The sequence below is a fragment of the Spiribacter roseus genome (genome assembly GCF_002813635.1).
In the GTDB taxonomy this organism is placed as follows: domain Bacteria; phylum Pseudomonadota; class Gammaproteobacteria; order Nitrococcales; family Nitrococcaceae; genus Spiribacter; species Spiribacter roseus.
Genome location: NZ_CP016382.1, coordinates 1386851 through 1400235, shown reverse-complemented (window position 1 = coordinate 1400235; position 13385 = coordinate 1386851). Strand labels below are relative to the sequence as shown.

12 protein-coding genes are annotated in these 13385 nt (G+C 67.1%); 6 read left to right on the top strand and 6 right to left on the bottom strand.

The features are described from left to right. The first annotated feature begins 1 nt into the window (after window position 1). The 3 genes from ftsA to lpxC all read left to right on the top strand — a co-directional run bounded on the left by ftsA (window position 2) and on the right by lpxC (window position 3410). Complete coding sequence (gene ftsA, locus BBH56_RS06830) at window positions 2-1243, top strand: cell division protein FtsA (protein ID WP_148122365.1); 1242 nt, start codon at window positions 2-4, stop codon at window positions 1241-1243. Between the two features lie 22 nt (window positions 1244-1265). Continuing rightward, the gene (gene ftsZ / locus BBH56_RS06825; protein ID WP_148122364.1) at window positions 1266-2420 is read left to right on the top strand and encodes a cell division protein FtsZ; all 1155 of its coding nucleotides are present in this window, start codon (window positions 1266-1268) and stop codon (window positions 2418-2420) included. 75 nt (window positions 2421-2495) lie between these two features. Beyond that, the gene (gene lpxC / locus BBH56_RS06820) at window positions 2496-3410 is read left to right on the top strand and encodes a UDP-3-O-acyl-N-acetylglucosamine deacetylase (RefSeq protein ID WP_110882954.1); all 915 of its coding nucleotides are present in this window, start codon (window positions 2496-2498) and stop codon (window positions 3408-3410) included. On the opposite strand, the gene BBH56_RS06815 is transcribed toward lpxC, so the two are convergent. After that, complete coding sequence (locus tag BBH56_RS06815) at window positions 3396-3863, bottom strand: DciA family protein (protein WP_144348047.1); 468 nt, start codon at window positions 3861-3863, stop codon at window positions 3396-3398. The two genes, lpxC and BBH56_RS06815, sit on opposite strands and share 15 nt — an antisense overlap. A gap of 71 nt (window positions 3864-3934) precedes the next feature. On the opposite strand from BBH56_RS06815, the gene secA reads away from it, so the two are divergent. From secA to BBH56_RS06800, 3 genes are read left to right on the top strand one after another with little or no spacing between them, the layout of a single operon-like run. Continuing rightward, window positions 3935-6670, top strand: coding sequence for a preprotein translocase subunit SecA (gene secA, locus BBH56_RS06810; RefSeq protein ID WP_148122363.1), 2736 nt, complete (start codon window positions 3935-3937; stop codon window positions 6668-6670). Window positions 6671-6684: 14 nt separating this feature from the next. Continuing rightward, on the top strand, window positions 6685-7896 hold the full coding sequence (argJ, locus tag BBH56_RS06805; protein WP_148122362.1) for a bifunctional glutamate N-acetyltransferase/amino-acid acetyltransferase ArgJ: 1212 nt from the start codon (window positions 6685-6687) through the stop codon (window positions 7894-7896). Then, window positions 7877-8881, top strand: a complete 1005-nt coding sequence (locus BBH56_RS06800; protein WP_148122361.1) for a Nudix family hydrolase — start codon at window positions 7877-7879, stop codon at window positions 8879-8881. The genes argJ and BBH56_RS06800 overlap by 20 nt, the downstream gene beginning before the upstream one ends. Here the strand turns inward: BBH56_RS06800 and yacG are convergent. The 5 genes from yacG to BBH56_RS06775 form a co-directional block, all read right to left on the bottom strand. Then, the gene (gene yacG / locus BBH56_RS06795; RefSeq protein ID WP_148122764.1) at window positions 8824-9045 is read right to left on the bottom strand and encodes a DNA gyrase inhibitor YacG; all 222 of its coding nucleotides are present in this window, start codon (window positions 9043-9045) and stop codon (window positions 8824-8826) included. The two genes, BBH56_RS06800 and yacG, sit on opposite strands and share 58 nt — an antisense overlap. Next, a complete protein-coding gene (zapD, locus tag BBH56_RS06790; RefSeq protein ID WP_235012706.1) occupies window positions 9011-9799 on the bottom strand; it encodes a cell division protein ZapD in 789 nt (262 codons plus the stop codon). The genes yacG and zapD overlap by 35 nt, the downstream gene beginning before the upstream one ends. A 64-nt stretch (window positions 9800-9863) precedes the next feature. Next, entirely contained in the window at window positions 9864-10502 is a 639-nt protein-coding gene (gene coaE, locus BBH56_RS06785) for a dephospho-CoA kinase (RefSeq protein WP_148122360.1), read from the bottom strand. A 39-nt stretch (window positions 10503-10541) separates the two neighbouring features. Further along, window positions 10542-11759 carry a type II secretion system F family protein gene (locus tag BBH56_RS06780; RefSeq protein WP_148122359.1) on the bottom strand — a complete coding sequence of 406 codons (1218 nt, stop codon included), beginning with the start codon at window positions 11757-11759 and terminating at the stop codon, window positions 10542-10544. After that, window positions 11759-13384, bottom strand: coding sequence for a GspE/PulE family protein (locus tag BBH56_RS06775; protein ID WP_148122358.1), 1626 nt, complete (start codon window positions 13382-13384; stop codon window positions 11759-11761). The genes BBH56_RS06780 and BBH56_RS06775 overlap by 1 nt, the downstream gene beginning before the upstream one ends. Window position 13385: the final 1 nt, after the last annotated feature.

The following is a 13385-nucleotide window of genomic DNA, read 5'->3' as shown; positions in this document are numbered from 1 at the left end:
AATGACAAAAAAACAGGAACGCAATCTGCTGGTGGGCCTGGATATCGGCACTTCGAAGGTCGTGGCGATTGTGGGTGAGATGCAGGCGGGCGGCGATGTCGAGGTGATCGGCATCGGTTCGCACCGCTCGCGGGGCCTGAAAAAGGGCGTCGTGGTCAATATCGAGTCCACGGTCCAGTCCATCCAGCGTGCGGTGGAGGAGGCCGAGCTCATGGCCGGCTGCCAGATCCACTCGGTCTATGTGGGCATCGCCGGCAGCCATGTGCGCTCGCTCAACTCCCACGGCATCGTCGCCATCAAGGACCGTGAGGTGACCCGCAGCGATGTCGAGCGGGTCCTCGACGCGGCGCGGGCCGTGGCCATTCCCGCGGATCAGGAGATCCTCCACACCCTGCCGCAGGAGTACATCATCGACAGTCAGGAAGGCGTCCGGGAACCGGTGGGGATGTCCGGTGTGCGTCTCGAGGCCAAGGTCCACATGGTGACCGGTGCGGTCAGCGCCGCCCAGAACATCGTCAAGTGCATCCGGCGCTGCGGGCTTGAGGTGGACGATGTGATCCTCGAGCAGCTGGCGTCGAGCCACGCCGTGCTGACCGAGGACGAAAAGGAACTGGGCGTCTGTCTGGTGGACATCGGCGGCGGCACCACCGACATCGCGGTATTCACCGATGGCGCCATCCGTCATACCGCGGTGATTCCCATTGCCGGCGACCAGGTCACCAACGACATTGCGGTGGCGCTGCGCACGCCCACCCAGCACGCCGAGGACATCAAGATGCGCTACGCCTGCGCACTGTCCCAGCTTGCGACCAGTAACGAGACCATCGAGGTGGCCTCGGTGGGAGATCGCCCGCCGCGGCGGCTGTCCCGCCAGACCCTTGCCGAGGTCGTCGAGCCCCGCTACGAGGAGCTCATGACGCTGGTCCAGGCGGAACTCCGGCGGAGTGGGTTCGAGGATCTGATTGCCGCCGGCGTCGTGCTGACCGGCGGCAGCTCGAAGATGGAAGGCGCGGTGGATCTCGCTGAGGAGGTCTTCCACACCCCGGTGCGTCTGGGGCTACCGCAACACATGACGGGGCTGACGGATGTCGTCCGCAACCCCATCTACTCCACGGGCGTCGGTCTGCTGCATGGCGGCTGGCAACACCGTGACGAATCGCGTCCGGAACTCTCAGCCGGCGGAGCCCAGGGCTTCACGGCGGTATGGGGCCGGATGAGGGACTGGTTCAAGGGAAATTTCTGATTCATCGACGGAGGGTGAAGCAATGTTCGAGTTAATGGATAGCTACAACCAGAATGCGGTCATCAAGGTCGTCGGCGTCGGCGGTGGCGGCGGCAACGCCGTGCAGCACATGGTCGCCGCCGATGTGGACGGGGTGGATTTCATCTGCGCCAACACCGATGCCCAGGCACTGCGTAACAGCTCGGCCCGGACCACGCTGCAGCTGGGTCAGGGCATCACCAAGGGGCTGGGCGCCGGGGCCCATCCGCAGGTCGGCCGCGAGGCCGCCGATCACGACCGGGAGCGGATCGCCGAGGTGCTGGAAGGCGCCGACATGGTGTTCATCACCGCCGGCATGGGCGGCGGGACCGGCACCGGGGCGGCGCCGGTGGTGGCGCAGATCGCCCGCGAAATGGGCGTGCTGACGGTGGCCGTGGTCACCAAGCCGTTCCCGTTCGAGGGCAAGAAGCGCATGAGCGTGGCCGAGGAGGGGATCCGCGAGCTCGAGCGTGAGGTCGACTCGCTGATCACCATCCCCAACGAAAAGCTGCTTGCGGTGCTGGGTCAGGAGCTGACGCTGCTGAACGCGTTCAAGTCGGCCAACGATGTCCTGCTCGGGGCCGTCAAGGGCATTGCCGAGCTCATCACACGCCCCGGCCTGATCAACGTCGACTTCGCTGACGTGCGCACGGTCATGTCCGAGATGGGCATGGCGGTGATGGGATCCGGTGAGTCCAGCGGCGAGGGCCGGGCGCGCGAGGCCGCCGAACGGGCCATTGCCTGCCCGCTGCTCGAGGATGCCAATATCGCCGGCGCCAATGGCGTGCTGGTGAATGTGACCGCGGGGCTGGACCTGTCCATCGGCGAGTTCGATGAAGTGGGTAATGCCGTCAAGGAGTTTGCCTCGGACGAGGCGACCGTCGTAGTGGGCACCGTGATCGATCCCGAGCTCGAGGGCGAGATCCGGGTCACGGTGGTGGCGACCGGCCTGGCCGCTGATCGCCCGGCGCAGGAGCCCGAGGCGGCGCCGGCCGCACGGCTGGTTCCGCGTAAGGCGGCGAGTGGTGATCCGGCCAGCGAGACCCCCGAACGGCCGGCAGCCCGTCAGTGGAGTGCCAACGGCAGCAATACTGCCGCAGCGGGTAGCGACATGGAATACCTGGATATTCCGGCGTTTCTCCGCCGCCAGGCCGACTGACCGAGCCTGCCGGGTGGGCCGGGTTTCTGCTATGCTGCAACGCTAATTTGCCGCGCACTTTTCTGGACAGGGTTGATGATTCGACAACGCACGCTCAAAAACAGCATCCGGGCGACCGGTGTCGGGCTCCACACGGGGGAGAAGGTCTACCTGACCCTGCGCCCGGCACCGGCCAATACCGGCATCCGCTTCTGTCGGATCGACCTTGACCCGGTCGTCGAGATTGCCGCCGATCCGGAGAATGTGGCCGATACCGTGCTCTCGACCTGTCTGAGCCGGGATGGCGTGCGTGTCGCCACGGTCGAGCATCTGCTCTCGGCCATGGCGGGGCTGGGCATCGACAATGCCTACATCGACCTCTCGGCACCGGAAGTGCCGATCATGGACGGCAGTGCCGGGCCCTTCGTGTTTCTGATCCGCTCGGCCGGGACCCTCGAGCAGGCCGCTCCCAAGCGGTTCGTGCGCATCACCCGCCCGCTGACCATCGAGGAGCCGGACGGCAAGCGCGTCAGTTTCGCGCCTCATGACGGCTTCAAGGTGAGTTACACCCTCGAGTTCGATCACCCGGTGTTCCGGGCCGGCGAGCGCACGGCCGAGGTCGACTTCTCATCCACCTCGTTCGTCAAGGAGGTCAGCCGCGCCCGTACCTTCGGCTTCATGCGCGACATCGAGTACCTGCGCCAGAACAACCTCGCGCTGGGGGGCAGTCTCGACAATGCCATCGTGGTCGATGACTACCGGGTGCTCAACGAGGATGGCCTGCGGTACCAGAATGAGTTCGCCAAGCATAAGATCCTGGATGCCATCGGCGATCTCTATCAGCTCAACCGCAGCCTGATCGGCGCCTTTCACGGCTACAAGTCGGGCCACGAGCTCAACAATCGACTGCTGCGCAAGCTGCTGGTCGAACGCGATGCCTGGGAAGAGGTGACCTTCGAGGGCGACGAGGTGGCGCCGATCACCTACGATCAGCCGCTACCCGTCACCTGAGGCGCCACGACGGCGTGAGGCCAGGCGTCGCAGCGACTCGGCGAGACGCTCGTCGTCCATGCCGCGGGCGGCGGATTCCAGGTGCCGGGCCGTCTCATCGCTCAGGGTGGCACTCCGACGCCGCGGCGGTCTCGCCGGGGGAGGTGTGGCCAGGCGGATCTGCAGTCGGGCCGGCCGCACCCCCAGGGATTCGCCGGCCGTAGCCAGCAGCGCCGATTGATAGGCGCGCAGCGGCGTCGCCCATGCCGAGCTCTCGGCGGTCACGATCAGCGCATCGGTGGACAGGGCGGCGACCTGCCAGTGGCCGTGCAGGCGCCCGGGCAGGGCGCCGTTGAGTGTGCGCGTCGCCCGCTCGAGCAGGGCGGTCTGGCGCCGGATGGCCTTCATGTCGCTGCTCGATCGCCGCATGATTCCCTGTAGGCGGCCGGGGCCGCCGGCCCTGCGCTCGCTCATCGCCGACTCCTGATTTTCCCGCGTCCGATGCGCTATAGTGATGCGTTCATTCTAAAGCGCATTGGATCGGCATGCTCAGCGGAATCGCAAAAAAGGTCCTTGGCACCCGCAACGACCGTCTGGTCAAACGGCTGCGTCGCCAGGTCACCCGCATCAACGCCCTGGAACCGACCATGCAGGCATTGTCGGACGATGCGCTGCAGGGCATGACGGACAGTCTGCGTGAGCGGCTGAATGGCGGCGAGCGCCTGGACAGTCTCCTGCCCGAGGCCTTTGCGGTGGTCCGGGAAGCGGCCCAGCGGGTCCTCGGCCTGCGCCACTTCGACGTCCAGCTCATTGGCGGCATCGTCCTGCATCAGGGCCGCATCGCCGAGATGAAGACCGGCGAAGGCAAGACCCTGGTGGCTACCCTCGCGGCCTACCTCAACGCCCTGTCCGGTGAGGGTGTGCACATCATCACCGTCAACGACTATCTGGCGCGGCGTGATGCCGAGTGGATGGGGCGGCTCTACCGCTTCCTCGGCCTGGAGGTGGGCGTCGTCGTGCCCGGCATGGACGGCGAGACCAAGCGCGCCGCCTATCAGGCCGATATCACCTACGGCACGAACAACGAGTTCGGCTTCGACTATCTGCGCGACAACATGGCGCTTCGGGCCGAGGATCAGATGCAGCGCGGCCGGCATTTCGCCATCGTCGACGAGGTCGACTCGATCCTCATCGACGAGGCGCGCACGCCACTCATCATCTCCGGTAAGGCCGAGCAGTCCAGCGACCTGTACGTGAGCATGAACCGGATCGTGCCGGCGCTCGAAGCTCAGGAAGAGGAAGACGGCCCGGGGGATTACTACCTCGACGAGAAGGCCCGTCAGGCCTTTCTGACCGAGTCGGGCCAGGAGCGGGCCGAGGCCCTGCTGCAGGAGGCCGGCCTGCTGAACGAGGGTGAAAGCCTGTACGACGCCCGCAACATCGTCATGGTCCATCACCTCAATGCCGCATTGCGCGCGCAGGTGCTGTTCCAGCGCGATGTCCACTATCTGGTCCGGGATGGTCAGATCGTCATCGTCGACGAGTTCACCGGCCGGGCCATGCCCGGGCGGCGCTGGTCCGAGGGGCTGCACCAGGCCATTGAGGCCAAGGAAGGCGTCGAGATCCAGGCCGAAAACCAGACCCTCGCCTCGATTACGTTCCAGAACTTCTTCCGCCTCTACGACAAGCTCTCCGGGATGACCGGTACGGCCGACACCGAAGCGTACGAGTTTCAGCACATCTATGGCCTGGAGGTGGCGGTCATCCCGACGCATCGGCCAATGGTGCGCAAGGATCATCACGATCTGGTGTTCCTCAACCAGGATGACAAATACCAGGCGATCGTTGACGACATCAAGGACTGCAACGCGGGGGGGCAGCCGGTGCTGGTGGGCACGACCTCCATCGAGAGCTCGGAGCTGATCTCCGGCGCCCTGCGCAAGGCGGACATCGCCCACGAGGTGCTCAACGCCAAGGAAAACGAGCGCGAGGCCGGCATTATTGCCGAGGCCGGTCAGCCGGGCGCCGTGACCATCGCGACCAACATGGCCGGTCGTGGCACTGACATCGTGCTGGGCGGCAATCTCGATGTCGAGCTGGCCGAGCTCGGCGCCGAGGCCGACGAGTCGCAGCGTGAGGCACTGCGGCGTGACTGGCAGGCCCGCCATGACCGGGTCATCGAGGCCGGCGGCCTGCATGTGATCGGCACCGAGCGCCATGAGTCACGGCGCATCGACAACCAGCTGCGGGGTCGCTCCGGTCGTCAGGGCGATCCGGGATCGACGCGCTTTTTCCTGTCACTGGATGACAGCCTGCTGCGGATCTTTGCCTCGGAGAGAGTCTCCGGGATGATGCAGCGCCTGGGTATGCAGGAAGGCGAGGCCATCGAGAGCGGCATGGTCTCGCGGGTGATCGAGAACGCCCAGCGCAAGGTCGAGGCGCACAACTTCGACATGCGCAAGCACCTGCTCGAGTTCGACGATGTGGCCAACGACCAGCGCAGCGTCGTCTATGCCCAGCGCAATGAACTGCTGGTCTCCGATGACATTTCCGGAACCATCGTCGACATGCAGAACGATGTCCTCTCGGAGCTGCTTGATACCCACATGCCGCCGGGCACCATTGATGATCAGTGGGATATTCCGGCCCTCGAGGAGGCCCTGCAGGGCCAGTTCGGCGTGACGCTGCCGGTGGCGCAGTGGCTGGAGGAAGAGGACGAGCTGGATCGTGAGGGCGTGCTCGAGCGGTTGCAGCAGGCGGTCGTCGAGCGCTATAGCGAAAAGGAAGAAGCGGTGAAGGCCATTGGCGTGAAGATGCGCGAGGTCGAGAAAAGCTTTCTCCTGCAGGTCCTCGACAACCAGTGGAAAGAGCATCTGGCCGCCATGGACTTCATGCGCCAGGGCATCGGGCTCCGCGGGATGGCGCAGCGCAATCCCAAGCAGGAGTTCAAGAAAGAAGCGTTCCAAATGTTCCAGGAGATGCTCGACGGCATCAAGCGCGAGACGATCCGCATTCTGTTCAACGTCAACGTGCGCAGCCCCGAAGATGCCGAGGCGGCGGACAGCCAGCGGGAGGCGGAGCGTGCCCGGGCCATGCAGTTCGAGCATGCCCAGGCGAGTGCCCTGCAGGGCGCTGGTACGGCACCGGCGGCGGCTGCCGATGAGGGCGGGACGGACGCGGATCGTCAGCCCTTCGTGCGTGGTGAGCGCAAGGTCGGTCGCAACGAGGCCTGCCCCTGCGGTTCGGGCAAGAAGTACAAGCACTGTCACGGCCGGCTGTAGCGGGGACATCCACGATGGCCGTTGCCCAGTCCGAGTTACCGCACCTGCATCCCGTCGCCGGGGTTCAGCTGGGCGTGGCCGAGGCCGGCGTCCGCAAGGCCGGCGCCAATGATCTGGTGGTGATGGCCCTGCAGCCCGGTACCCGGGTGGCCGGGGTCTTCACCCGCAATCTGTTCCGCGCCGCGCCGGTGCGACTCGCTGAAAGCAACCTGCGTGATGACCAGCCGCGTTACCTGCTGATCAATACCGGGAATGCTAATGCCGGCACGGGCCCGGCCGGCGATCAGGCCGCCCGACAGAACTGCGCCGCCCTGGCCGGGCACGCCGGCTGCCGCGCGAGTCAGGTCATTCCGTTTTCCACCGGCGTCATTGGCGAGCCCCTGCCCGCGACGCGCATCGATGCCGCCCTGCCCGCCGCGCTCGAGGGCCTGCAGCCCGATCATTGGGCGCTGGCCGCCGATGCGATACGCACCACTGACACGCGTCCCAAGGGACGCAGTCAGCGGCTTGCCCTGAGCGGTGGCGAGGTTACGCTCACCGGCATTGCCAAGGGGTCGGGGATGATCCGGCCGGACATGGCGACCATGCTCGCGTATGTCGCCACGGATGCGCAGATCTCCACTGCGGCGCTGCGCCAGCTTCTGCGCGGGGCGGTGGCGGTCAGCTTCAACCGCATCACCGTTGACGGTGATACATCCACCAACGATGCCTGCATGTTGATGGCCACGGGTGCCAGTGGGGTGGCCCTGGAGGCGGACAGCGACCGCCAGCTGTTTGCCGAGGCCCTGACCGATCTGTGTATCGCACTGGCGCGGGAGATCGTCGCCGACGGCGAGGGAGCGACACGGGATGCGGCGATTCAGGTGACCGGTGCACGGAGTATTGGCGAGGCTGAGCGGGTCGCCTTCAGCGTCGCCGAATCCCCCCTGTTCAAGACCGCACTGTTCGCCGCCGATCCCAACTGGGGCCGGATCCTGGCCGCCGTGGGTCGTGCCGGGGTGGAGGACCTGGACGTCGACCGCGTCCGCATCGCCATCGATGACTGCCCCATTGTCGCCGCCGGCGGGTTGAGTCCGGACTACGACGAGGCGCTGGCCGCCCGTCGCATGGCGGCCGACCATGTCCCGGTGGTCATCGATCTGGACCGCGGCGGGCAGGCCGCGACGGTCTGGACCTGTGACTTCTCCTATGACTACGTCCGCATCAATGCCGAGTACCGCAGCTGACCGGACCCGGCTGTCGGTGGCGGTGGGCGTGATCCGCGACCATCGGGGCCGGATCCTGATCAGCCGGCGCGCCGCCCATCGCCATCAGGGCGAGCGCTGGGAGTTTCCCGGTGGCAAGGTCGATGCCGGCGAGTCGGTGGAGGCGGCGCTGGCCCGTGAACTCGATGAGGAGCTGGGTATACAGGTGCTGGACACCGAACCACTCATCGAGATCGCCCATGACTATGCCGATCGTCGGGTGCGGCTGCAGGTCCGCGCGGTGGAGTGGCGCGGCACGCCGACCGGCCGCGAAGGCCAGCCCCTGCGCTGGCTGGCCCCCGAAGCCCTCGAGCCGGCCGAGTTTCCGGTGGCCAACCGACCCATCATCACCGCGCTTCAGTTGCCCCGCCATTACGTGATCAGCCGCGACTGTGACGATCCGGCCGAGTGGTTGTCGGCACTCGACCGGACACTGGCGGCGGGTGCCACCATGATCGTATTCCGCGTCCGCCTGGACGCAGCGGCAAGGCGGGCCCTCGCGCGGGAGGCGCTGGCACGCTGCCGGGCCGCGGGCGCGTCGCTGATGATCAACGGGACCGCCGCCGAGGTTCGTGAGATCGGGGCTGCCGGACTGCACATGAATGCCGCTCAGTTGGCCGCCTGCTCATCCCGGCCACTGCCCGCGGACTATCGCGTGGCGGCCTCATGCCACAGCCCCGAGGCGCTCCGGCAGGCCGCGGCATGCGATGCGGACTTCGCCGTTCTCAGCCCGGTCCAGCCCACCGCGAGTCATCCCGATGCGGCGCCACTCGGCTGGGACACGTTCGCGCAGTGGGTGGCGGACGCGACGCTGCCCGTGTACGCGCTTGGCGGCCTGCAGCCCGGTGACGCGGCGATCGCCCGGGCCTGCGGGGGGCAGGGCGCCGCCGGTATATCGGGGTGGTGGGGTCAGGCGTCGGCGTCTTCGTCGTCACCATCCGGCATGGCGGGCTCGCCCGGGATCTGATGGCGCTCGTCGAGCCAGTCGCCCAGATCAATCATCCGGCAGCGACGCGAACAGAACGGCCGATAGGTGGATTCCGCCGTCCAGGCGACCGGCCTGCCGCACTGCGGGCAGGAAACGCTGGGGGGTGTGTCAGATCGCACAGCGCTCAAGGATGAATGAGACATCGTCGTTCACCTGCTGAGGACGTTCGCCCTGCACGGGCTGTTCGAGGAAACGGATGTTGCAGAAGTGCCGGCTGCCGCTGACCTCGGGATAGCACTGGGTCGAGCGTGGCAGCCGCACCCGAAGCATCTGATAGGGCGTCGCACGGTCCAGACTCGCCTGGAAACTGCCGCTGTCGGCGACCTCGTCCACCGGATCGGCGCTTTCGCGCAGCAGCCGCAGCACCAGCGCCGTGCCCTGGTCCATGAGTCGGAACGCGCCGTGCCACTGCTCGAGCAGGTCCCGACGGTGGGCGCTGTCGCTCTCGAGCCATAGGTGGTAGCCGGGTAGATCGAAGGCGCAGGTCCCGCCCGGTACGCCGGCGCGCTGTTCGATGCTGGTCAGGAATTCATTGTTGCGGACGATGGCGGGGATGCCGGTGGGCGCTTCCCGCAGTTCGGTGGCAACATCCCGGCACTCGGCCAGTACCGGCTCGAGCCGGCGTTCATCCACTTCGGGACGGGCCTGCAGCTTCTCGAGACTGGCGAGGATGCGTTCAAGCTCTTTCTGCAGCTCCGAGCGGATATCACTGCGGGTGAGCAGCGCGGTGATGTCGAGCAGGGCGTCCACGGCGGCACGCGTATGCCAGGGGCTGTCGCCGGAGCGCCCGAACCGCAGGTTCTTGAACAGAAATTCCAGCCGCAGGAAGGTGCGCATCCGCTCGTTGAGCGGATACTCATAGATCATCAAATCCGTGCCGCTGCTGGTGGTGTCCACGCCTGCCCCCTGTTATTCGTGATTGATTGTCACCCAGAAGGCCGGCCTGCACAAAACCACCCGTTCAGACCGCATTGCCCGCCTGCCGGCAATACTGCGCATGCAGGGTGGCCACCCGGGTGTCCAGGGCGGCGGGATCGGCATCGTTGTGAATGACATCATCAGCGATGGCAAGCCGGACGTCGCGGGACGCCTGACTGGCGAGAATGCGCTCGGCTTCGGCGCGGGATGTGCCGTCGCGCGCCATGAGTCGCTCGCGCTGCTGCGCCGGCGGTGCATCAACCACCAGGACCCGGTCCATGAGATCGGTCCATCCGGCTTCGACCAGCAGCGGCACGACGAGCATGGCATAGGGCGCGTGAACGGCTGCCAGCGCCCGGGCGACGGCCCGGCGGATCCGTGGATGGGTGATTGCCTCAAGGTCGCGCCGGGCGTCGGGATCGGCGAATATCCGTGCCCGCATGGCGCCCCGGTCGAGCTGGCCATCGGTATCGATGACGGCGTCGCCAAAGCGCTCGCGCACCGCGTTCAGCCCGTCGGTGCCGGGTTCGACCACCGCGCGGGCGAGGACATCGGTGTCGATGACGGCGGCACCCTGCGCCTCGAAGCGCCGGCTGACGGCGGTCTTGCCGCTGGCAATTCCCCCGGTCAGTCCAACGACCAGATTCGGGCGGTGGTTCTGGGTGGGCTGTGTCGCTTCCATGGCGACAGTCTAATCCCTCAACGGCGTTGATGGCTGCTTTCAGATGACCGATCCGAGCTGGAAAACCGGCAGGTAGAGCGCCAGCACCAGCCCCCCGACCAGAAGGCCGAGGAAGCTCATGATGAGCGGCTCGAGGGTGCTGCCCAGCGTGTCTACGCCCTGACGCACCTCAGCGTCGCGGCGATCGGCAATACGCTCGAGCACTGCGGGCAGACGACCGGCGGCTTCACCGGTGGCGATCATCCGCGTGGTGGTGGCGGCAAAGCAGCGTGTGCGCTCGATGGCAAAGGCCAGGGAACGCCCATCCCGCAGGTCTTCGCCCATGCGTCGGACCGCCCGCTTGTAAGGCCGGGTGCCGAGGGTATCGGCAACCGTCGGCAGGGCCTCGGCCAATGGAGCGCCGGCCTCCATGAGCAGGGCCAGGGTGCGGGCGAAGCGGACGGTTTCGGCGCCGGCGATGAGGCCGCCGGTGACTGGCATCGCGAGCTTGATCCGGTCGCCGACTTCGCGGACGGCGGGGTAGCGGCGTGTCAGTGCCAGCACCGCCGGTACGGCGCCCAGTGCCGCCAACAGCGCCGGCCAGCCGTTACCGCGCAGCCAGTCCGAGAGCCCGATCACCTGACGGGTAAAGCCCGGCAGCTCGGCGCCGAACCCGTTGAAAAGGGACTCGAACCGCGGCACGACGAACATCAACAGCGCTGTGCTGACCGCCAGTGCCACGAGCAGCACGATGCCGGGGTAGAGCATGGCGTGGCGCAACCGATGACGCAGGGCTTCGGCACGTTCGCGATCACTGGCGATCCGCTCGAGCAATGTGTCCAGTTGTCCCGACTGCTCGCCGGCGCGGACCAGGCCGCAGATCAGCGGATCGAAATGCCGGGGATGGTCCGCCAGCGCGATCGACAGCGGTGTGCCGGCGGCGATGGCTTCGCGAAGCGCGTCGGCCAGGCGTCGCAGCCCGGCATGCTTTTCCTCGCGGGCGATGAGTGTGACCGCATCGATGAGCGGCACACCGGCGCGGCTCAGTGTGGCCAGCTGGCGCAGCAGGGCATTGATCTGGCGGTCATTGGCTTGTGGCGTCTGTGACACGAACAGGCGCTCGAGCCCGGCTGGAATGCGCACGGATCCGCCCAGCGCCAGCCCGCGCGTGCCGAGCCAGCCGCGCAGCTGTTCGACGTCGCCGGCAGGCGTGAAGCCGCCGCGCCGACGACCATCAATATCCCGCCCATGCCATAAAAATGCCCTTACCCTGCCCATCAGCGGGTGACCCGATCGATCTCGCCGGCACTGGTGAGTCCCCGCGCGGCCTTGGCCCAGCCGGCATCCCGAAGGCTCCGTCGGGCGGCGGGCGCCGGCGGTGTCGAAAGCCCGGTGTCGGCATCCGCCTCGAGGAGTCCCTCGCTCAGCGCATCGGTCATGGGCAGGAGCTCGTGAATACCGATGCGGCCCTTGTAGCCGTGATGGCAGCGCGGGCAGCCGCCGGGCTCGTGGAATCCCGCCGGCGTAGTGGCGGGCCGCCGGCAGTGCGGGCAGAGCTGACGGATCAGCCGCTGGGCACTGATCAGGATGACCGATGCGGCGATACTCCAGCGCGGGATCCCCATGTTGATGAGCCGCGTGATCGCCCCGGCCGCATTATTCGTGTGCAGGGTCGAGAGCACGAGATGCCCGGTCTGGGCGGCCTTGATGGCGATTTCGGCGGTCTCGCGGTCGCGGATCTCGCCCACCATCATGACGTCCGGATCCTGGCGCAGGAACGCCCGCAGCAGATGCGGAAAGTCGAGTCCGATGCGGTGGTTGACGCCGATCTGATTGACGCCGGGGAGTTTGATCTCGACCGGGTCCTCGACGCTGAGGATGTTGCGGGTGCTCTGGTTGAGCTGTTGCAGGGCGCTGTACAGCGTCACCGTTTTCCCCGAGCCGGTGGGCCCGGTGACGAGGATCATGCCATGGGGGCGTTCGATGGCCGCCCGGTAGACCGCGAGCTGATCGGGCTCCATACCCAGGCTCTCGAGGTCGAGCGATGTCGCGGTGGCGTCAAGCAGCCGCAGCACGAGCTTTTCGCCAAACAGCGTCGGCACGGTGCTGACACGGAAATCGACGCCACCGGAATCGGTATCGAACCGCAGCCGGCCATCCTGGGGCAGGCGTCGTTCGGCGATATCCATGCGCGCCATGACCTTGATGCGGGCGGCGAGCCGGTCGGCCATGTCGCGCGGTGGTCGGGTGGCCTCCTGGAGGATGCCATCGTGGCGAAACCGCACGCGGCAGTGGGTTTCGAAGGGCTCGAGATGGATATCCGATGCCTGTTCGCGGATCGCGCGCCGCAGCAGCTCGTTGATATAGCGGATCACCGGGGTGTCATCCTCGCCATCCGCTGCCGGCGCATCGCGGACAGCTTCGGCGCGGGCGGCCGTGACCAGCTCGTCGGCAGCGCCGCTGACACCGCCGGTAAGGCGCCGGATGCTTGCCGTGAGGTGGTCATCATCGGCCAGCACCGGCGCCACCGGCAGACCGGCGTGAAATCGCAGCTCGTCCAGCGCCGCGGTATTGGCGGGGTCGGAGACCGCGATCTGCAGGACCCCGTCACGCCAGCGCAGGGGTAGCGCGTGATGGCGCTGGATGAGATCAGGGTCCACCCGGTCAAGCAGCTCGGGGACGGGTTCAAGGCCCTGCTCGGTGACCCGCTCGATACCGAATACCAACGATGCCGCCTCGGCGATGACGGCCGGCGCCAGCGCATCGCTATCCAGCAGCTGCTGGACCAGTGGCCGTCCGGATCGACGCGAGTCGGCGACCAGTCGGTCGGCGGTCTCAGGGGTCAGGGCGGCCCAGTCGACGAGCCGTCGAGCCAGGGCGGGACGCCGATCGGCGGATTCCATG

Excerpts from the sequence above, each read along its gene's own strand:
- BBH56_RS06780 (WP_148122359.1), bottom strand. The coding sequence starts at position 11,759 with ATGGGCAGGGTAAGGGCATTTTTATGGCATGGGCGGGATATTGATGGT.
- BBH56_RS06800 (WP_148122361.1), top strand. The coding sequence starts at position 7,877 with ATGCCGAGTACCGCAGCTGACCGGACCCGGCTGTCGGTGGCGGTGGGC.
- lpxC (WP_110882954.1), top strand. The coding sequence starts at position 2,496 with ATGATTCGACAACGCACGCTCAAAAACAGCATCCGGGCGACCGGTGTC.
- BBH56_RS06775 (WP_148122358.1), bottom strand. The coding sequence starts at position 13,384 with ATGGAATCCGCCGATCGGCGTCCCGCCCTGGCTCGACGGCTCGTCGAC.
- argJ (WP_148122362.1), top strand. The coding sequence starts at position 6,685 with ATGGCCGTTGCCCAGTCCGAGTTACCGCACCTGCATCCCGTCGCCGGG.
- ftsA (WP_148122365.1), top strand. The coding sequence starts at position 2 with ATGACAAAAAAACAGGAACGCAATCTGCTGGTGGGCCTGGATATCGGC.
- secA (WP_148122363.1), top strand. The coding sequence starts at position 3,935 with ATGCTCAGCGGAATCGCAAAAAAGGTCCTTGGCACCCGCAACGACCGT.
- ftsZ (WP_148122364.1), top strand. The coding sequence starts at position 1,266 with ATGTTCGAGTTAATGGATAGCTACAACCAGAATGCGGTCATCAAGGTC.
- yacG (WP_148122764.1), bottom strand. The coding sequence starts at position 9,045 with ATGTCTCATTCATCCTTGAGCGCTGTGCGATCTGACACACCCCCCAGC.
- BBH56_RS06815 (WP_144348047.1), bottom strand. The coding sequence starts at position 3,863 with ATGAGCGAGCGCAGGGCCGGCGGCCCCGGCCGCCTACAGGGAATCATG.
- coaE (WP_148122360.1), bottom strand. The coding sequence starts at position 10,502 with ATGGAAGCGACACAGCCCACCCAGAACCACCGCCCGAATCTGGTCGTT.